This window comes from Arthrobacter zhaoxinii, from assembly GCF_025244925.1.
Classification (GTDB): Bacteria; Actinomycetota; Actinomycetes; order Actinomycetales; family Micrococcaceae; genus Arthrobacter_B; species Arthrobacter_B zhaoxinii.
Window position 1 is genome coordinate 1,270,271 of record NZ_CP104275.1, and the last position, 18,353, is coordinate 1,288,623.

An 18,353-nucleotide genomic window follows, 5' to 3' on the forward strand; every position below is an offset into this window, starting at 1 on the left:
GTTACGGCGGTCATAGCGTGGGGGAAACGCCCGGTCCCATTCCGAACCCGGAAGCTAAGACCCACAGCGCCGATGGTACTGCATCCGGGAGGATGTGGGAGAGTAGGTCACCGCCGGACAATATTTGAAGGTTGAGCCCGTACCAGTGTTGGTACGGGCTCTTCCTGTTTAACCAGCCCTGGACTCCGGTACCCGCGAGTGGCGTGCACCCCTCCTTACAATGGCGTCGGCAGCCCAGGCCCAGGCAAGGATGGCGATCCCCGGTCCGGGTGTCGAGGCTCACCCCTTCTCCGGGGCTAAAGTGTGCCCGGCGAATCGGCGCCAGGGGGGCCGCTGCACTAGAATTACCCAGAGGCCCCACCGCCTCCCATAACTTTTTCATTTCTTATAGGTACATAGTGACGAGCGACTGCAGTAATTCCGTTGGTCGGCTCACGACGAGAGGAACTCAGCAGCATGTCAGAGCAAAATAACAGGGATCAGCGAAGCAGCGACGGAAACGACGCCGCCCGCGGCAGCAGCTCGTCAGACCGCCGCGACGACCGCGGCCGTCCGGCCACAAACGACCGGAACGCCCCCAAACGATTCGAAGACCGCAAGCCGTCCTTCGGCGGCCGGCCTGCGCGTGACGGTGAGCGGAAATCCTTCGGTGACCGCGGTGCCTCTTCCGAGCGGAAGCCGTATTCAAAGGACCGCAAGCCTGCGTTCGGCGACCGACCCGCCCGCAGCGGTGACGACCGTCGTCCTGCCCGTGATGGTGAGCGTAAGCCGTTCTCCGAACGCAGCGGTGAGCGTAAGCCCTTCGGCGATCGCGGCGATCGTAAGCCGTCGTTCGGCAGCGATGACCGTCGTCCTGCGCGCGACAGCGATGGCAGGCCTCCCTTCAGCAATCGTTCCGAGCGGGATGACCGCGCCAGCCGGGGGAGCGATGACCGTCGCCCGCCGCGTGATGGTGAGCGTAAGCCGTTCTCCGAACGAAGTGGTGAGCGTAAGCCCTTCTCACGTGATTCGCGTCCGCCGCGTGATGGTGAGCGTAAGCCGTTTGGTGATCGTGGGGAGCGTAAGCCGTTCTCACGCGATGATCGTCCGCAGCGTGACAGCCGCCCGCCCCGTGATGGTGAGCGTAAACCCTTTGCCGACCGTGGTGACCGGAAGCCGTCGTTCGGCGGCGATGACCGTCGTTCCGCCCGTGATGGTGAGCGTAAGCCGTTCTCCGAACGAAGTGGCGAGCGTAAGCCCTTCTCCCGTGATTCGCGTCCCGCCCGTGATGGTGAGCGTAAGCCGTTCGGCGACCGCGGCGAGCGTAAGCCGTTTTCCCGGGATGATCGTCCGCAGCGTGACAGTCGTCCGCCCCGCGACGGCGAGCGTAAACCCTTTGCCGACCGTGGTCCGTCCGCTGAGCGTAAGTCCTTTGGCGACCGCGGCGACCGCCCGCAGCGTGATTCGCGTCCGCCGCGTGATGGTGAGCGTAAGTCCTTTGGTGATCGTGGGGATCGTAAGCCGTTCTCGCGGGATGATCGTCCGCAGCGTGACAGCCGTCCGCCCCGCGGCGACCGGCCCTCGTACGGTTCAGACCGCCCGTCGTTCAGCCGTGACGATGCCCCTGCCGCAGCGCGTCCCCGCAACGCCAAGGATCTTCGCAGCGCCAACCGTCCCGACCGTGAACGTTCCCCCGAAATCGATGAGGACGTCACAGGACAGGAACTCGACAAGGTCACCCGCGCTCAGCTGCGCAACCTGGAGGAAGTCAACAGCGAGTGGGTGGCCAAGCACCTGGTGATGGCCGGCCGCCTGATCGACGACGAGCCTGAGCTCGCGTTCCAGCACGCCCTGGCCGCCAGCCGGCGCGGCGGACGCATGGCCGTAGTCCGGGAAGCCGTTGGCCTGACCGCCTACGCAGCCGGACACTTCGGTGAAGCACTGCGCGAGTTCCGCACGTACCGCAGGATCAGCGGATCCAACGCCTACCTGCCCATGATGGCCGACTGCGAACGCGGTCTGGGCCACCCGGAAAAGGCGCTGGACATGGCCCGCTCCGAGGACGCCAAGGACCTGGATACCGCCGGACAGGTGGAGCTGGCGATTGTTGTCTCCGGCGCCCGGATGGACATGGAACAGTTCGACGCCGCCGTGGCCGCCCTGGAAATCCCGCAGCTGGACCGCAACCGCGCGTTCTCCTACAGCCCGCGCCTGTTCCGTGCCTACGCCGATGCCCTGGACATCGCCGGACGCGGAGAAGAAGCGGAGAAATGGCGGAAGCAGGCGCTGCGCGCTGACGAAGCCCTGGGCTTCGGCGACTTTGCCGAACCGGAAATCTTCGATCTTGTCCCCGAAGAAGAGGAACGCCCCAAGCGCCACTCCGAAGCCCGCGAAGACCGCTCCGGCGCGTACTTCGCGCCCGCTGAAGAAGCGCCGAAGGACACCCTTGACCCGGCGGACGACGTCGATGCTCTGCCCAGCGACGAGCAGGAAGGCCTCCTTACCGAGGCCGGCGACGTGAGTGACGAAGACGAGGCTGTGGAAGTCATTGTCTCGGACTTCGACGCAGACGCCGACGACGCCGAGGAAACTCCCCGGGAAGACGCCGAAGAAACGGAGCAGCAGCGCATTGAAGACTAATCCTTCACTGGTCTCCGGCTACGACGCGGTCTTTTCCGACCTGGACGGCGTGGTTTACGCCGGACCGCACGCAATACCGGGGGCCGTGGAGGCCCTGGGCAGGCTGGCCGACGTATCGGTCCAGCTTGCCTACGTCACCAACAACGCGTCGCGCTCCTCGGAGACGGTAGCCGCCCACCTGCGCGAACTCGGAGCACCCGCCACTGCGGATAATGTTTTCGGGTCCGCGCAGGCAGGGGCGGAACTGCTGGCCTCCAAGGTTGCTCCGGGGGCCAAGGTCCTCGTGACCGGCAGCGCCACCCTGGTGGCAGCCGTTGAAGCCCAGGGGCTCGTTCGGGTTACCTCGGCTGATGACGCGCCGGACGCAGTCATCCAGGGCTTCGATCCCTCCCTTGGATGGGCCGACCTCGCCGAAGCGGCTTTCGCCGTCGGACGCGGCGCTGTCTGGGTGGCTACGAACACCGACCTGTCCATCCCGCAGGCCCGCGGAATCGCACCCGGCAACGGGACCCTCGTGGCCGCCGTCGGCGCTGCCACAGGCCGGGTACCCTTCGTCGCCGGGAAGCCGGAGGCACCGCTGTTTACGACGGCGGCACGCCACCTTAACGTTCAGCGTCCGCTGGTCGTGGGGGACCGGCTGGACACGGACATCCTGGGCGGCACTAACGCCGGCTTTGACACCGCCCTGGTGCTCACCGGTGTCGACACCCCCCTGACCGCGCTTGCCGCACGGACCCCGGAGCGGCCGGTGTACCTGATTGAGAATCTCCAGGCGCTCTTTGAGCCGTATCCGGTGCCCGTCCTGGAAGCAGGGCAGTACCGCTGCGGCGCCGCCCTTGCCTGGGTGGAGGACGCGGCTGTGGTCATTGCCGGTGATTCCTCCGATCTGGACAGCTGGCGTGCTGCCTGCGCCGCCTGGTGGGCTGCCCGTCCGGACGTCGATTCCGCCGAGGCTCCCGAGATCCGCTGGACTGTCACCGCACGCGGATAGGCTTCCAGCAGGAACCCATCCCTCATCACGCATCCAGCAGGCAACCCGCAGGAGGAAGACCGATGCCCGAATCCCAGCCGGCGGCGCCATGGCCGCACGCGGCGGTGTCCACGGAGGACGCCGCCGTTGATTCCCTCCTCGAAGGACTCGGCCCGGTGGCATCCCTGCCGGTGGCCGGTCACGCCGCGGTGTATGCCGAACTGCATGACGCCCTGCTCGGCGAACTGAACAAACAACCCGCAGCGTCGTCTCCGGCGCCCGGGAACCACAGGGCAGGATAGACATGCCTCGACTCGACCAGGAACTCGTCACCCGCGGACTCGCACGCTCGCGTACGCAGGCCGCCAGGCTTATTGCCGCAGGGCGGGTGCTGCACGCTGGGACGCCGGCGGCTAAGCCCTCGGCTCCGGTGGATGCCGCTGAACGGCTGGAGGTGCTCGACGACGGCCTGCCGGACTACGTCAGCCGCGCCGGCCACAAGCTGGCCGGCGCCCTTGCGGCTTTCCCGGAGGTCCGGCCGCTCGGGCTGCGCTGCTTGGATGCCGGAGCTTCCACCGGAGGCTTCACGGACGTCCTGCTGCGCTCCGGCGCAGCGCACGTGGCCGCCGTCGACGTCGGCCACGGCCAACTGGTGGAACAGCTCCGGCAGGATCAGCGGGTCAGCGTTTATGAGGGCATGAATGTCCGCTACCTGGACCCGCAGGACATCGGCGGCACAGTCGATCTGACGGTCGCCGATTTGTCCTTCATCTCCCTGACCATGGTGGTGGGGCCGCTGGCAGCAGCCACCCGTCCCGGCGGCAGCCTGCTCCTGATGGTGAAGCCCCAGTTTGAGGTGGGCCGTGAGAGGCTGGACCGCACCGGGGTAGTCACGGATCCGGAGCAGCACCGGTCGGCTGTCGCAGCGGTGGCGGCCGCAGCCATTCAGGCAGGGTTGACCATCGGAGGCATCGCTCCGAGTCCGCTTCCCGGCCAGAACGGCAACGTGGAGTTCTTTATGTGGCTGCAGGTACCGGAACAGAACTCTGCCACCACAGGCGAAGAAGCTGTCGATGCGGGACAGACCCCCGGCACGCGGGCCGCTGCTGCAGCGTCCGCGCTGGTCGACGCAGCGTTTGCCGGGTTTGCGGAGCCTAAGCCCGGCGTAGAAGACTGACGGATGGACAATGCCCCAGGCATCCACCCGTAAGACGAAGAGGATAAAGACGCAGATGAGCAGACGGATACTGGTTCTGGCCCACACCGGACGGCGGGCCGCCATGACCGCTGCCCAGGAGGCGTGCACCCAGCTTCATTCCTCCGGTCTGGTTCCGGTGATGCGGCGGGCTGACCTCGAAGACATCCAGGCCGAATACGGCGTGCTCACGGCCCCCACCGAAATCCTCGACGAGGACGTCGCGCTGGACGATGTGGACCTGGGCATGGTGCTCGGCGGCGACGGAACCATCCTGCGGGCAGCAGAACTGGTGCGCGGCACGAATGTGCCGCTGCTCGGCGTAAACCTGGGCCACGTGGGGTTTCTGGCCGAAAGCGAACGCGCCGATCTGGCTCAGACCGTCCACTGGGTGGTGGAGCGCGCCTACACCGTGGAAGAACGCATGACCATCGACGTCAAGGTCTGGCACGGCGGCGAACTGCTGGCCCGCACCTGGGCACTGAACGAGGCAGCCGTGGAAAAGGCCGACCGCCAGCGGATGATCGAAGTGGTCATCGAAGTGGATGCCCGGCCCATCAGCTCCTTCGGATGCGACGGCGTTGTGCTGGCCACACCCACCGGCTCCACCGCCTACGCCTTCTCTGCCGGCGGCCCCGTGGTCTGGCCCGAGGTTGAGGCACTGCTGCTGGCGCCCATCAGCGCCCACGCGCTGTTCGCCAAGCCCCTGGTGGTTTCCCCTACCTCTGTACTGGCGGTGGAGATCCTGACCCGTACCGACGCCGCTGGCGTGCTCTGGTGCGACGGCCGACGCAGCATTGACCTGCCGCCGGGATCCCGTGTGGAGGTAACCCGTTCCAAGACACCCGTCCGCCTGGCACGCACGCACCTCACCCCGTTCTCGGAACGGCTGGTCCGTAAGTTCCAGCTGCCCACCCACGGATGGCGGGGTCCAGCGCCGGCTGCCGCTGTGGGCACCCAGCTCAGCCCGGCATCCGAACGGTCGGTCCGGGGCGGAACCCCCGACGGCGGCAGGGCAGCAAAAGACGGCACCCCGGAAGTCAGGGACGCAGCAGTTTCGGACAGTGGAGGCGTGGTCGAATGATTGAGGAAATCCGGATCAGGGACCTCGGTGTTATCACCGACGCCACCCTGGACCTGGGCCCGGGCTTCACCGTCGTCACCGGTGAGACCGGCGCCGGCAAGACCATGGTGATCACGGCCCTGGGACTGCTCCTGGGTGCCCGTTCAGACGCCGGTGCCGTCCGCATCGGTGCCAAGTCCGCCGTCGCCGAGGCGCTCGTCAGCGTGGATCCGCAGAGCGCCGCGGCCGTCCGCGCAGCCGAAGCCGGAGCGGAGCTCGAAGAATACGACGGCGCCGCCGAACTGACGCTGGTCCGTACAGTCAACGCCGACGGCCGCAGCCGTGCCCACGTGGGCGGACGCTCCGCGCCGGTAGGCGTCCTGGCGGAGGTGGGTGAACACCTGGTGGTGGTCCACGGCCAGACCGACCAGCTGCGGCTGAAGAGCGCCGCAGCCCAGCGGGAGGCGCTGGACAAGTACGCCGGGGCTCCGCTCGCCGCCGAACTCGGCACCTACCGCGAGGACTACGCCCGCTGGCGGACCGCAGCCAAGGAGCTGTCCGAGCTGCGGGACCAGGCCCGGGACCGGCTTCGGGAAGCGGAATACCTGACCGCCGCACTGGAGGAAATCGAGGCGGTGGACCCGCAGCCGGGGGAGGACGATTCCCTCAAGGCCGAGGCCATGCGCCTGAGTAACCTCGAAGAACTGCGCACTGCCGCGGTGAGCGCCCACTCGGCGCTGATCGCGGATGACTTTGCCGACGGAACAGATGCCACCTCGCTGGTGGACGCCGCCAAACGCCAGCTGGAATCAGCGGGGGAGCATGACCCGGCGCTGGCCGCCTCCGGGCAGCGGCTGGCGGAGGTGGGGTACATCCTTGCCGACATCGCCACCGAGCTGGCCAGCTACGGTGCGTCGCTGGACTCCGAGGGTCCGGAGCGGCTGGCCGAAGTGGAATCCCGCCGGGCGGAGCTGGCCGGGCTGGTCCGCAAGTACGCCCCCTCGATCGACGGGGTCCTGGAGTGGAGCGGCGAAGGCGCCAAACGGCTCGCCGAGCTGAGTTCCGACGACTCCCGGATCGAAGCACTGGAGGCGGAGATCGGGACCCTCGCCGAACGCCTGGCCACCAGGGGAGCGGCCCTGACTAAGCTGCGCACCGAAGCAGCCGCCGAACTCGCACAGCGTGTCAGCGACGAACTGACGGCGCTGGCGATGAAGGACGCCAACCTGGTGATCGAGGTGGAGCCCACGGGCGAACCGGGGCCGCACGGTGCGGACAGTATTTCCTTCCTGCTGGCGCCGCACCCCGGCGCACCGGCCCGGCCGCTGGGCAAGGGCGCCTCCGGCGGCGAACTTTCCCGGGTGATGCTGGCCATCGAAGTCGTCCTGGCCGCGGTGGACCCGGTCCCCACGTTCATCTTCGATGAAGTGGACGCCGGCGTCGGCGGCAAGGCCGCGGTCGAAATCGGCCGCCGGCTCGCCATGCTGGCCCGGCATGTCCAGGTGATCGTGGTCACCCACCTGCCGCAGGTGGCAGCGTTTGCCGACCACCACATCCGCGTCATCAAGACCTCCACGGCCACCGACGACGGCTCCGGCGTCACTGCCAGCGACGTCCGGGTCCTGGGCCAGGAGGAGCGGATCAAGGAACTCGCCCGGATGCTTGCCGGGCAGGAGGACTCGGCGTCGGCCCGCGCCCACGCCGAGGAGCTGCTGGACTCGGCGGGACATCTACAGTGATAGGTGAACCGCCGGTGGCATCCCGAACGAATACAGGCGCAGATCAAACCCGAAACGACAAAAGGTGATAGGCTCGAACTCCGTGGTGCAGCGATCAAATTCCAGGTTTCCCAAGTCGTCTTCTACGACAAAACACATCTTCGTCACCGGTGGCGTGGCGTCCTCACTTGGCAAGGGACTGACAGCGTCAAGTCTCGGCCATCTGTTGAGGTCGCGCGGCATAGCGGTGACCATGCAGAAGCTCGATCCGTATTTGAATGTGGATCCGGGCACAATGAACCCCTTCCAGCACGGTGAAGTCTTCGTGACCGACGACGGCGCCGAGACCGACCTCGACATCGGACACTACGAGCGGTTCCTTGACGAGAGCCTCGACGGCTCCGCCAACGTGACCACCGGCCAGGTGTACTCGACGGTCATCGCCAAGGAACGCCGCGGCGAATACCTCGGCGACACGGTCCAGGTCATTCCTCACATCACCGACGAGATCAAGCGCCGGATGCGCCTGCCCTCCGAGGCGAAGAAGACCCCGGACGTCATCATCACCGAAATCGGCGGCACGGTAGGCGACATCGAGTCCCAGCCGTTCCTCGAAGCGGCACGCCAGGTCCGCCAGGACATCGGCCGCAGCAACGTCTTCTTCCTGCACGTTTCCCTCGTGCCGTACATCGGCCCGTCCCAGGAACTGAAGACCAAGCCGACCCAGCACTCCGTGGCCGCCCTGCGGTCCATCGGCATCCAGCCGGACGCGATTGTCATCCGCTCGGACCGCCCGGTGCCCGATGCCATGCGCAACAAGATCGGCCGCATGTGCGACGTCGACGTTGACGCTGTGATCGGCTGCCCGGACGCCCCGAGCATCTACGACATCCCCAAGACCCTTCACTCCCAGGGCCTGGACGCGTACATCGTTCAGCACCTGGACCTGAAGTTCAAGGACGTCAACTGGACCAAGTGGGACCGCCTGCTGGAGTCCGTGCACAACCCGAAGCACCACGTGGACATTGCCCTCGTCGGCAAGTACGTGGACCTGCCGGACGCCTACCTTTCCGTCACGGAAGCACTGCGCGCCGGCGGCTTCGCCAACAAGGCCAAGGTCAACATCCGCTGGGTTCCCTCGGATGACTGCGACACCCCCGAAGGTGCAGCCAAGGCCCTGGCCGGCGCGGACGCCATCTGCGTTCCCGGCGGCTTCGGCATCCGCGGCCTCGAGGGCAAGCTCGGCGCCCTGACCTACGCCCGGGAGAACAAGCTTCCGACCCTGGGCCTGTGCCTTGGCCTGCAGTGCATGGTCATTGAATATGCCCGCAACGTGGTGGGCCTGGAAGGCGCTTCCTCCTCCGAGTTCGAACCGGATACCCAGTACCCGGTTATCGCCACCATGGCCGAGCAGAAGGACATTGTTGCCGGCGGCGGCGACATGGGCGGCACCATGCGCCTGGGCCTGTGGGACGCGAAGCTGGAACCGGAATCAGTGGTTGCCAAGACCTACGGCAAGACGGAGGTGGCCGAACGCCACCGCCACCGCTACGAGGTCAACAACCAGTACCGCGACCAGATTGCCGACGCCGGCCTGGTGTTCTCCGGAACCACCACCGACGGCGGCCTGGTGGAGTTCGTCGAGCTTCCCGCCGACGTGCACCCGTACTACGTCTCCACGCAGGCCCACCCGGAGCTCAGCTCCCGTCCGACGCGTCCGCACCCGCTCTTCGCCGGACTCGTCAAGGCTGCCCTGGCCCACCAGAGCGGCAGGGCCTAGCCATGGCACAGGGGTTCGCCGACGCACAAAGCCCGCGCCCGCTGCTGGAATCGGAAACGGTGTACAGCGGTCCGGTGTGGGACGTGGTCAAGGAGAAGTTCACCCTGACCGACGACGGCGAACCCCTGGTCCGTGACTACATTGCCCACCCGGGCGCCGTGGCCATCCTGGCCATGAACGACGACGGCCAGGTGCTGCTGATCAACCAGTACCGGCATCCGGTCCGGATGACCCTGTGGGAAATCCCGGCCGGACTGCTGGACGTGGACGGCGAAGACTTCCAGGTCGGCGCCGCCCGCGAACTGGCGGAGGAAGCCGACCTGCAGGCCGCCGAGTGGCAGGTCCTGGCGGACCTGTTCCTCTCGCCCGGTTCCTCCCGTGAAGCCCTCCGCATCTACCTGGCCCGCGGCATCTCCGACGTTCCCGAGGAACAGCGGCACACCCGGACCCATGAGGAAGCCGAAATCACCACGGCCTGGGTGGACCTGGATGAGGCCGTGCAGGCAGCACTGCAGGGACGCATGCACAGCCCCTCCGCCGTGGCCGCCGTCCTGGCCGCCGCCGTCGCCCGCAGCAACGGGTACCAGGGGCTGCGTCCTGCCGATGCACCGTGGCCGGAACACCATTCACAGCACTCCTCCTGGGCCAATGGCCCGGTGCGCTAGGAAAGTCTGATGCCCAGCGCTGACGCTGATGCCGGCTCTCCGAATAATGACACCATCGCCATTCACCTGCACGGCTCCCTGAACCCCACGCTCAAGCTGGATCTGGAATCGGAAGAGGCCCGCAGGCTGCGCGACGCAGACCTGGCCGAGCTGGACCGGACCGGTTCGATGCGGCCGGCGCAGGCCGCAGCAGTGCCTGCAGGCACGCACGATGCCGCGCCCGAGTTAGCGCCGGCACGCAAACCGGCCTCCAAGCCCGCAGTTCCGGCGCGCTCTCGTGCCGCGACAATGCAGTCGGCCGCGGATGAACTCCGGTCCACCCCGGCCGGCCGCGCCATCGGCAGCTACCTGCAGCACATGGCCGTGGAACGCGGCCTGGCGTCCAACACCCTCGATGCCTACCGGCGGGACCTGCTGCGGTATGCCCGCTTCCTGAGTGCCCGCGGAGTGGAGGATATTTCCCGCATCACCCGTCACGACGTCACGGCGTTTGCCCAGTCCATCTCCGAAGGCTCCGACGGCGCCTCCGCCCTGAGCGTCCGGTCAGCTGCCCGGACCATTGTCGCGGTGCGCGGACTGCACCGCTTCTGGGCGCTGGAGGGCATGACTACTGCCGATCCGGCGTCGGACGTACATCCGCCCATGCCCGGCAAACGCCTGCCCAAGGCCATCAGCGTCAACGAGGTCACCCGCATCCTCGAAGCAGTCTCCCTGGATACGCCCTCCGGGCTGCGGGACCGGGCACTGCTCGAGTTCCTGTACTCCACCGGCGCCCGCATCAGTGAGGCTGTGGGACTGGACGTGGATGACCTGTCGCTGGAACGCATCCCTGCCAAGGGCCCGGACGTGGTGCGGCTGTTCGGCAAGGGATCCAAGGAACGGCTGGTCCCGCTGGGCTCCTATGCGGCCCGGGCACTGGATGAGTACCTTGTGCGCGGCCGTCCGGCGGCCTCGGCCAAGGGCAAGGGCACCCCGGCGCTGTTCCTGAATGCCCGCGGCGGACGCCTGTCGCGGCAGAGTGCCTGGACCATCCTTAAGAACGCCGCCGAGAAGGCGGACATCGGCCGGGACGTGTCCCCGCACACCCTGCGGCACTCGTTCGCCACGCACCTGCTCGAGGGTGGGGCGGATGTCCGGGTGGTGCAGGAACTGCTGGGCCATGCCTCGGTGACCACCACCCAGGTCTACACGCTTGTCACCGCCGAAACCCTGCGCGAGGTCTACGCCGCAGCCCACCCGCGGGCACTGTAGTGGACTTCCGCGCCTCGCCCGTTGTCCTCTGCTTCCTGTTCCGGGAAACGGAGCAGGACGGCCGGGAGGTGCTGATGGGGTTGAAGAAGACCGGCTTCGGCCTGGGCCGGGTCGTCACCCTGGGCGGCCATATCGAACCCGGAGAAACCCCCGAACAGGCTGCAGTGCGCGAGGTGGAGGAAGAGTCCGGCGTCGTCGTCGCGGAACAGGATCTCAGGCGGGCCGGCACCATCGAGTGGATCTTTCCGGCGCAGCCCGGCCTGGACATGTCCACCGTACTGTTCCGTGCACACCGATGGGCCGGCGAACCGGGGGAGACAGACGAGATCCTCCCGGCCTGGTATCCGGCCACGGACCTGCCCTATTCCAGGATGTGGCCGGACTCGGCCCACTGGATGCCCCGCCTTCTCTCCGGCGACTATTTCAACGCAGTCATCACTATCGCTGCCGACAACGTCAACGTAGCCAGCGTCGACTTTTCCTAGCTAGGGAACCAGCCGGCGCGGGAGGCAACACTGCCCGGCGCGGGTGCAACGGGCACCCGGCGCGGGGCCCCCATAAGGTGCCGTGGGAAACCACAGGGGACCCCGGATAAGGCGGCTTTAATATTCCCTGCGAGCTCTGCGAGCGGGGAATTTCGTTGCCGCCGTTCCGGGGCCCCCGACGGGACCCACGGGACCCAAGGGGCCCCCCGGGAAAGCGAAACCTAAGGCAGGTGCCGCTCCTCCGCACCGTTGTATTCGCTCAGCGGCCGGATCAGGGAGTTTGCTTCGAGCTGCTCCATGATGTGCGCCGTCCACCCGGTGATCCGGGCGGCCACGAACAGCGGCGTGAACGTGAGCGTGTCGAAGCCCATCAGGTGGTAGGCGGGCCCGGCGGGGTAGTCCAGGTTCGGCAGGATGTTCTTGCGCTCACCCATCGCCGATTCCAGTGCCGTGTACAGCTCGCCCATGTCCGGCCGGTCGTAGTGCTTGACCATGTTGTCAAGTGCGGCCTTCATGGTCGGCACCCGGGAATCGCCGTTCTTGTAGACCCGGTGGCCGAAGCCCATGATCTTCTTCTTCTCCGCCAGTGCCTCGTCCAGCCAGGCAGCAGCGTGTGCCGCGACGTCGCCGCCGGCCGCACTCTCGGTGATCTCCGCGAACGTGTGCATGACCGCCTCGTTGGCGCCGCCGTGCAGCGGGCCCTTGAGCGCGCCGATGGCACCGGTCACGGCCGAATGCAGGTCCGAGAGCGTGGAGGTGATGACGCGGGCGGTGAAGGTGGAGGCGTTGAAGGAGTGCTCCGCGTACAGGATCATCGAGACGTTGAAGGCCTCGACGACCTCGGGGGCGGCTTCCTCGCCGAAGGTCATCCAGAGGAAGTTCGCGGAGTAATCCAGATCGTCGCGCGGTTCCACGACGTCCTCGCCGCGGCGGCGGCGCTGGTCGTAGGCGACGACGGCGGGCATGGCCGCGAAGAGGCTGACGGCCTTGTCCATGTTGGCCTGGACGGAGGAATCCCCGGCCTGCTCATGCGATGCGCCCAGCACGGATGCCGCGGTACGGCAGACATCCATCGGGTGGCAGGTCACGGGCAGCGCGTCAATGACGGCCTTCAGTTCGGGCGTGAGGGCACGCTGCGCGCGTTCCCCGTCGGTGAATTCCGTCAGCTGTTCCTCGGTGGGAAGTTCACCGTTCCAGAGCAGGTAGGCCACCTCCTCGAAGCTGCACCGGGCGGCGAGCTCCTGGACGGGATAGCCGCGGTAGAGCAGGGAATTGGTTTCCGGGTTGACCTTGGAAACGCGGGTGGTGTCTACGAGTACCCCCGCCAGGCCCTTGTGGATCTGGGTGTCTGTCATTGGTGCTGACTCCTTCGTCGTGCAGGAAATGAGTGGCGGGTCCTAGCGGGTGCCCGGAACCTGGAAGTTGAATACGGACGTGTCGAACTGGTTGTACGCCTCATAATCCACCAGTTCGTACAAACGCGCACGTGTGAGCATGTTGGGAACATCGGCCTGCTGGGTGCCGTGCGCCTTGATGGTCTCAAGGGTGCGTTCGGCGGCGCCCATGGCGCTGCGGAGCAGGGTGACCGGGTAGATCACCATGTTCACACCCGCGGAGGCCAGCTCGTCATAGGTGAACAGGTCGCTCTTGCCGAACTCGGTCATGTTCGCGAGGATCGGCACGTCGACGGCGGCACGGATGGCGGCGAATTCCTCCAGGGACTTCATCGCCTCCGGGAAGATGGCGTCCGCTCCGGCGTCGACCAGTGCGCGGGCACGGTCCTGCGCCGCTTCCAGTCCGTCCACTGCCCGGATGTCGGTGCGGGCCATGATCAGGAAGTTCGGATCCCGGCGTGCATCGGCGGCGGCGCGGATGCGCTTGACCGCGGTATCGGTGTCCACCACGTTCTTGCCGTCCAGGTGGCCGCAGCGCTTGGGGTTGAACTGGTCCTCGATGTGGCAGCCGGCCAGGCCGGCGTTTTCGAGTTCCTGGATGGTGCGGGCCACGTTCATCGGCTCGCCGAAGCCGGTGTCCGCGTCCACGATGGCGGGCAGGTTGGTCATCCGGGCAATCTGTCCGGCACGGGTGGCCACCTCGGTGAGCGTGGTCAGGCCGATGTCCGGCAGGCCCAGGTCATTGGCCAGGACGGCGCCGGAGATGTAGACGCCGTCGAAGCCTTTTTCCTCGATCAGGCGTGCGGAGAGCGGGTTGAAGGCCCCGGGGAACTGCTGCAGGGTGCCGGAGGCCAGTCCTTCGCGGAAGGCAATCCGCTTGGCCTCGGGGGTTACGGAGGAGTACAGCATTTAGAAGAGTCCCTTCGGTGCGGCGGCGGGGTTGATGACACCCTCGGCGGCGGTGATGTTCAGCTGGTCCAGCTGGCCGGCGGCCAGTTCGGGCAGGCGCTGGACGGTGGCGAGGAAGCGGTCGATTTCCTCGGCGGAGACCAGGCCCGCGGCCAGGGTGCGGAACTTGTTGATGTACTGCTCGCGGGTGAAGGGCTTGGCGCCCAGCGGGTGGGCGTCGGCGACGGCGATTTCGTCGGTGATCACGGTGCCGTCGGTCAGCACGATGGTGACCTTGCCGCCGAAGGCCTTTTCGCTGATGTCCAGCGAGTGGTAGCGGCGGGTCCATTCCGGATCCTCCACCGTGGTGACCTTGTGCCACAGCGCAACCGTGTCCGGCCGGCCGGCGCGTTCGGGGGAGTAGGAGTCCACGTGGTGCCAGGCGCCGTCCTGCAGGGCGACGGTGAAGATGTAGGGGATCGAGTGGTCCAGGGTTTCACGCGAGGCGGTGGGATCGTACTTCTGCGGATCGTTGGCGCCGGAGCCGATCACGTAGTGGGTGTGGTGCGAGGTGGCGATCAGAACGCTTTCCACGTTGGCCGCTTCCGCTGCCTCGGGGTGCTCGCCGTTGATCTTCCGGGCCAGGTCGATCCAGGCCTGGGCCTGGTACTCGGCGGAGTGTTCCTTGGTGTAGGTGTCCAGGATGGCGCGCTTGGCTTCGCCGTCCTCGGGCAGCGGCACTTCGTAGGCGGCGTCGGGGCCGTCCAGCAGCCAGGCGATGACGCCGTCTTCACCTTCGTAGATGGGGGTGGGGGAGGTCTGGCCGCGCATGGCCCGGTCCACGGCCTCGACGGCCATCTTGCCGGCGAACGCCGGAGCGTGTGCCTTCCAGGTGGAGATCTCGCCCTTGCGGGACTGGCGGGTGGCGGTGGTGGTGTGCAGGGCCTGGCCGACGGCCTGGAAGATGGTGTCGACGTCGAGCCCCAGCAGGGTGCCGATACCGGCGGCGGCGGACGGGCCGAGGTGGGCCACGTGGTCGATCTTGTGCCGATGCAGGCAGATGGCCTTGGCCAGGTTGACCTGGATTTCGTAGCCGGTGGCGATGCCGCGGATCAGGTCCCGGCCCGAGGCGCCGGTGTGCTGGGCGACGGCGAGGACGGGCGGGATGTTGTCGCCGGGGTGGGAGTACTCGGCGGCCAGGAAGGTGTCGTGGTAGTCCAGTTCGCGCACGGCCACGCCGTTGGCCCAGGCGGCCCATTCGGGGGAGGTTTTGGCCAGCACGCCGAAGACGGAGGCGCCCTTGCCGTGGGCGGAGGGGGAGAAGGACAGGGCCTGGGCGCGCGCGGCGACAATCGGGCCGCGGTTCAGGGATGCGACGGCCACGGAGGCGTTGTCGATGATGCGGTTGATGACCATGTCCGTGACGTCGTCGCTGACTTCAACGGGATCGGCGGCAACCTTGGCGATCTTGTAGGCCAGCTGGTCTTCGCGGGCCAGTTTTTCGTCGCTGCGGTAGACCCGTACTTTGTTCAGGTTCAAGGGATTGTCCTTATCTCAGGGGTGGTGATTTCCGGGGTGGCGATCCGGGCGGATCGAAGGTGTTCAAGACTCTTATGCAGGTGGACCGAGACGGAGGCGCCCGCCAGGTCCGGGTCGCCTGTTGCGACGGCGGCCGCGATGGTGGCGTGTTCACCGGCGGTTTCCAGCAGCCGTTCGGGGTTGTCCTTGGCCAGGCGGCGTACGCGCGCGAGGTGAAGGCGGACGTTGCCCAGCGCCTGGGTGAGGTAGGAGTTCGCGGCGGCGGCGTCGATGGCTGCATCCAGCTCGGCGACCAGTTCGTAATAGCTGCCGCGGTCCGCATCCGCTCCGCCGCTGCCGATCAGTTCCCCGGCATCGCGGAACCGGAGTGCCAGGGATTGAAAGACCGGTGCCTGCCCGCGTACCGCAGCCAGCGCCGCACTTTTGCATTCCAGGGCCTGCCGCAGCTCAAAGAGCTCGGCCACGGTGTCCAGGGAAATGCCGGTGACGACGACGCCGCGTCCGCTGTGCGGGGCAGCCAGGCCGTCAGCGGTCAGCCGGCTCAGCGCTTCACGCAGAGGGGTGCGGGAGACGCCCAGCCTGGCGGACTGCTCCACTTCGCCCAGGACGGTGCCGGGCGGCAGGCGCCAGTCCACAATGTCCTGCCGCAGGGCGGCGTACGCGCGGTCACTTGCCCGCATAGTGCGCCTCCTCACGACTGATAACTGCGTCACGTTATCCGTCAGTGTATACATGAGCTGGCTCATATGCGTACTGTGGAGCGCACAGAAGGCGGCCGGAAGGTCCCGCTGTATACACAATCGCCCTTGTGTGGCCCGGAACGCATCAACTGGCATGGCGGGCCCCACTGGAATCAAGGAGGATTCATGGACGTGCAGAGCACCGGAGCCTACGCACAGGCCTATGAGCGCAGCAGTTCCGATCCCGAGGGTTTCTGGCTCGCTGCCGCTTCACTGGTGGACTGGGACACGCCGCCGTCCCGTGCCCTGGAGGACGCCAACGCTCCGTTGTACTCCTGGTATCCGGGGGCGGAACTCAACACCTCCTACAACGCGCTGGACCGGCACGTGGCCGCCGGCCGCGGAGACACGGCGGCGCTGATCTATGACTCGGCAATGCTCGGGACGAGCCGCACGTACACCTACCGCGAACTGCTCGCCGCGGTGGAACGCTTCGCGGGGGTACTGCGCGGGCTGGGGGTAGGCCCGGGGGACCGCGTGATCATTTACCTGCCGATGATCCCCGAAGCCGTGATTGCCATGCTGGCCGCCGCCCGGCTCGGTGCGGTCCACTCCGTGGTCTTCGGCGGATTCGCCCCGCGCGAGCTCGCCGCCCGGATCGACGACGCCGAACCCACCGTCATCGTGACGGCGACCGGCGGACTCGAACCCAAGCGGGCCGTCGAATACCTGCCCGCCGTCGCCGAGGCCCTGGAAACCGCAACCCACCGGGTGCGCGCCGTCGTCGTCGCCGAACGGACCGGCTTTAGCGGAACGCGCGAAGAGTTCGACGGCGCGGGAGGCGCGGCCTGGCATGACTGGGACGCGCTCGCCGCGGATGCACTGCCCGCCGGGCCGGTCCCCGTGGCCGCCGCCGATCCGCTGTACATCCTCTACACCTCCGGTACCACCGGCTCGCCCAAGGGTGTGGTGCGGGACAACGGATCCCACGCCGTGGCCATGGCCTGGTCCATGGAGAACATCTACGGGGTGGGTCCGGGGCAGGTGATGTGGACGGCCTCGGATGTCGGCTGGGTGGTGGGCCACTCCTACATTGTGTACGGCCCGCTGATCGCCGGCGCCACCACCGTGCTGTATGAAGGCAAGCCCGTGGGCACTCCGGATGCGGGGGCGTTCTGGCGGGTGGCGGCCGAGCACGGGGTCGATGTCCTCTTCACCGCGCCCACCGCGCTGCGGGCCATCCGGAAGGCCGACCCCGACGCCGTCGAGCCCGGCCGCTACGACCTCTCGCGGCTGCGGCACCTCTTTGCCGCCGGCGAGCGCCTTGACCCGGCCACGCTGGAATGGGCCGGGACCGCGCTGGGCGTGCCGGTAATTGACCACTGGTGGCAGACCGAGACCGGCTGGGCCATCTGCGCCAACCCCGTGGGCCTGGAGGAACTGCCGGTCAAGGCCGGGTCACCCACCGTGCCGGTTCCCGGGTTTGCCGTGCGGATCCTGGGACCGGACGGCAGGCAGGTGCCGGCCGGGACCGAGGGCAACATCGCCCTGGAGCTGCCGCTGCCGCCGGGAACACTGTCCACTCTGTGGGGCAGCGACGAACGCTACCGTGCCGCCTACCTGGACGTGTTCGACGGCTACTACGCCACGGGTGACTCCGGTTATGTGGACGAGGACGGTTATGTGTTCGTGATGGGGCGCACCGACGACGTCATCAATGTCTCCGGCCACCGGCTCTCCACCGGTGCCATGGAACAGGCCGTCGGCTCCCATCCGGCGGTCGCCGAGGCGGCCGTGATCGGCATTGCGGATCCGGTCAAGGGCCAGCGTCCCTCCGGCTACGTGGTGCTGAAGGCCGGTACGGAGATCGACGCCGAGGTGCTGCGTGCCGAGCTCGTGGCACGGGTGCGCTCGCAGATCGGCCCGGTGGCGGACTTCAAGGACGTGTATGTGGTGGATGCCCTGCCCAAGACCCGGTCCGGGAAGGTGCTGCGCAAGACCATGCGCCAGATCGCCGACGGCGTCCCGCACACCGTGCCCTCCACCATCGAGGACCCGGGCGTGCTGGAGGCCCTGACCGCGGTGCTGCGTCCGCTTCCCTAACCC

15 protein-coding genes and 1 rRNA gene are annotated in these 18,353 nt (G+C 67.5%); 12 read left to right on the forward strand and 4 right to left on the reverse strand.

The annotated features are described in order from the left end of the window. Positions 1 to 2 precede the first annotated feature (2 nt). From rrf to N2K95_RS05975, 11 genes are all read left to right on the forward strand, one after another. A 5S ribosomal RNA gene (gene rrf, locus N2K95_RS05925) occupies positions 3 to 119 on the forward strand. Positions 120 to 456: 337 nt separating this feature from the next. Then, positions 457 to 2,619, forward strand: a complete 2,163-nt coding sequence (locus N2K95_RS05930) for a hypothetical protein (protein WP_260653320.1) — start codon at positions 457 to 459, stop codon at positions 2,617 to 2,619. Beyond that, positions 2,609 to 3,610 carry an HAD-IIA family hydrolase gene (locus tag N2K95_RS05935; RefSeq protein WP_260653321.1) on the forward strand — a complete coding sequence of 334 codons (1,002 nt, stop codon included), beginning with the start codon at positions 2,609 to 2,611 and terminating at the stop codon, positions 3,608 to 3,610. The genes N2K95_RS05930 and N2K95_RS05935 overlap by 11 nt, the downstream gene beginning before the upstream one ends. A gap of 62 nt (positions 3,611 to 3,672) precedes the next feature. Continuing rightward, positions 3,673 to 3,891 carry a hypothetical protein gene (locus N2K95_RS05940; RefSeq protein ID WP_260653322.1) on the forward strand — a complete coding sequence of 73 codons (219 nt, stop codon included), beginning with the start codon at positions 3,673 to 3,675 and terminating at the stop codon, positions 3,889 to 3,891. A gap of 2 nt (positions 3,892 to 3,893) precedes the next feature. After that, on the forward strand, positions 3,894 to 4,766 hold the full coding sequence (locus N2K95_RS05945) for a TlyA family RNA methyltransferase (protein ID WP_260653323.1): 873 nt from the start codon (positions 3,894 to 3,896) through the stop codon (positions 4,764 to 4,766). A 55-nt stretch (positions 4,767 to 4,821) separates the two neighbouring features. After that, positions 4,822 to 5,868 (forward strand): NAD kinase, encoded by a 1,047-nt coding sequence (locus N2K95_RS05950; protein WP_260653324.1) that lies wholly within the window; start codon positions 4,822 to 4,824, stop codon positions 5,866 to 5,868. Beyond that, positions 5,865 to 7,586 carry a DNA repair protein RecN gene (gene recN, locus N2K95_RS05955; protein WP_260653325.1) on the forward strand — a complete coding sequence of 574 codons (1,722 nt, stop codon included), beginning with the start codon at positions 5,865 to 5,867 and terminating at the stop codon, positions 7,584 to 7,586. Before N2K95_RS05950 ends, recN begins: the two co-directional genes overlap by 4 nt. 64 nt (positions 7,587 to 7,650) lie before the next feature. Further along, positions 7,651 to 9,345: a CTP synthase gene (locus N2K95_RS05960; protein WP_308206314.1), complete on the forward strand. Its 1,695-nt coding sequence runs from the start codon at positions 7,651 to 7,653 to the stop codon at positions 9,343 to 9,345. Positions 9,346 to 9,347: 2 nt separating this feature from the next. Continuing rightward, entirely contained in the window at positions 9,348 to 10,010 is a 663-nt protein-coding gene (locus N2K95_RS05965; RefSeq protein WP_260653326.1) for an NUDIX domain-containing protein, read from the forward strand. Between the two features lie 288 nt (positions 10,011 to 10,298). Beyond that, positions 10,299 to 11,261, forward strand: a complete 963-nt coding sequence (gene xerD / locus N2K95_RS05970; RefSeq protein WP_260653746.1) for a site-specific tyrosine recombinase XerD — start codon at positions 10,299 to 10,301, stop codon at positions 11,259 to 11,261. Then, a complete protein-coding gene (locus N2K95_RS05975; RefSeq protein ID WP_260653327.1) occupies positions 11,261 to 11,746 on the forward strand; it encodes an 8-oxo-dGTP diphosphatase in 486 nt (161 codons plus the stop codon). Before xerD ends, N2K95_RS05975 begins: the two co-directional genes overlap by 1 nt. A 221-nt stretch (positions 11,747 to 11,967) precedes the next feature. Here the strand turns inward: N2K95_RS05975 and N2K95_RS05980 are convergent, their stop codons facing one another. Genes N2K95_RS05980 through N2K95_RS05995 form a run of 4 tightly spaced genes read right to left on the reverse strand, consistent with a single transcriptional unit; the run spans position 11,968 to position 16,247 of the window. Further along, the gene (locus tag N2K95_RS05980; RefSeq protein WP_255792793.1) at positions 11,968 to 13,101 is read right to left on the reverse strand and encodes a bifunctional 2-methylcitrate synthase/citrate synthase; all 1,134 of its coding nucleotides are present in this window, start codon (positions 13,099 to 13,101) and stop codon (positions 11,968 to 11,970) included. A 42-nt stretch (positions 13,102 to 13,143) separates the two neighbouring features. Beyond that, entirely contained in the window at positions 13,144 to 14,049 is a 906-nt protein-coding gene (gene prpB, locus N2K95_RS05985) for a methylisocitrate lyase (RefSeq protein ID WP_227933236.1), read from the reverse strand. Then, positions 14,050 to 15,567 carry an MmgE/PrpD family protein gene (locus tag N2K95_RS05990; protein ID WP_260653328.1) on the reverse strand — a complete coding sequence of 506 codons (1,518 nt, stop codon included), beginning with the start codon at positions 15,565 to 15,567 and terminating at the stop codon, positions 14,050 to 14,052. It abuts the gene before it with no gap. Further along, on the reverse strand, positions 15,564 to 16,247 hold the full coding sequence (locus tag N2K95_RS05995; RefSeq protein WP_260653329.1) for a GntR family transcriptional regulator: 684 nt from the start codon (positions 16,245 to 16,247) through the stop codon (positions 15,564 to 15,566). Before N2K95_RS05995 ends, N2K95_RS05990 begins: the two co-directional genes overlap by 4 nt. 186 nt (positions 16,248 to 16,433) lie before the next feature. On the opposite strand from N2K95_RS05995, the gene N2K95_RS06000 reads away from it, so the two are divergent. Then, entirely contained in the window at positions 16,434 to 18,350 is a 1,917-nt protein-coding gene (locus N2K95_RS06000; RefSeq protein WP_260653330.1) for an AMP-binding protein, read from the forward strand. Positions 18,351 to 18,353 lie beyond the last annotated feature (3 nt).

What these genes read in the sequence shown, in the direction of transcription:
- N2K95_RS05930 (WP_260653320.1), top strand. Translation starts at nt 457, where the DNA reads ATGTCAGAGCAAAATAACAGGGATCAGCGAAGCAGCGACGGAAACGAC.
- N2K95_RS05940 (WP_260653322.1), top strand. Translation starts at nt 3,673, where the DNA reads ATGCCCGAATCCCAGCCGGCGGCGCCATGGCCGCACGCGGCGGTGTCC.
- N2K95_RS05945 (WP_260653323.1), top strand. Translation starts at nt 3,894, where the DNA reads ATGCCTCGACTCGACCAGGAACTCGTCACCCGCGGACTCGCACGCTCG.
- N2K95_RS05950 (WP_260653324.1), top strand. Translation starts at nt 4,822, where the DNA reads ATGAGCAGACGGATACTGGTTCTGGCCCACACCGGACGGCGGGCCGCC.
- recN (WP_260653325.1), top strand. Translation starts at nt 5,865, where the DNA reads ATGATTGAGGAAATCCGGATCAGGGACCTCGGTGTTATCACCGACGCC.
- N2K95_RS05965 (WP_260653326.1), top strand. Translation starts at nt 9,348, where the DNA reads ATGGCACAGGGGTTCGCCGACGCACAAAGCCCGCGCCCGCTGCTGGAA.
- xerD (WP_260653746.1), top strand. Translation starts at nt 10,299, where the DNA reads ATGCAGTCGGCCGCGGATGAACTCCGGTCCACCCCGGCCGGCCGCGCC.
- N2K95_RS05980 (WP_255792793.1), bottom strand. Translation starts at nt 13,101, where the DNA reads ATGACAGACACCCAGATCCACAAGGGCCTGGCGGGGGTACTCGTAGAC.
- prpB (WP_227933236.1), bottom strand. Translation starts at nt 14,049, where the DNA reads ATGCTGTACTCCTCCGTAACCCCCGAGGCCAAGCGGATTGCCTTCCGC.
- N2K95_RS05995 (WP_260653329.1), bottom strand. Translation starts at nt 16,247, where the DNA reads ATGCGGGCAAGTGACCGCGCGTACGCCGCCCTGCGGCAGGACATTGTG.
- N2K95_RS06000 (WP_260653330.1), top strand. Translation starts at nt 16,434, where the DNA reads ATGGACGTGCAGAGCACCGGAGCCTACGCACAGGCCTATGAGCGCAGC.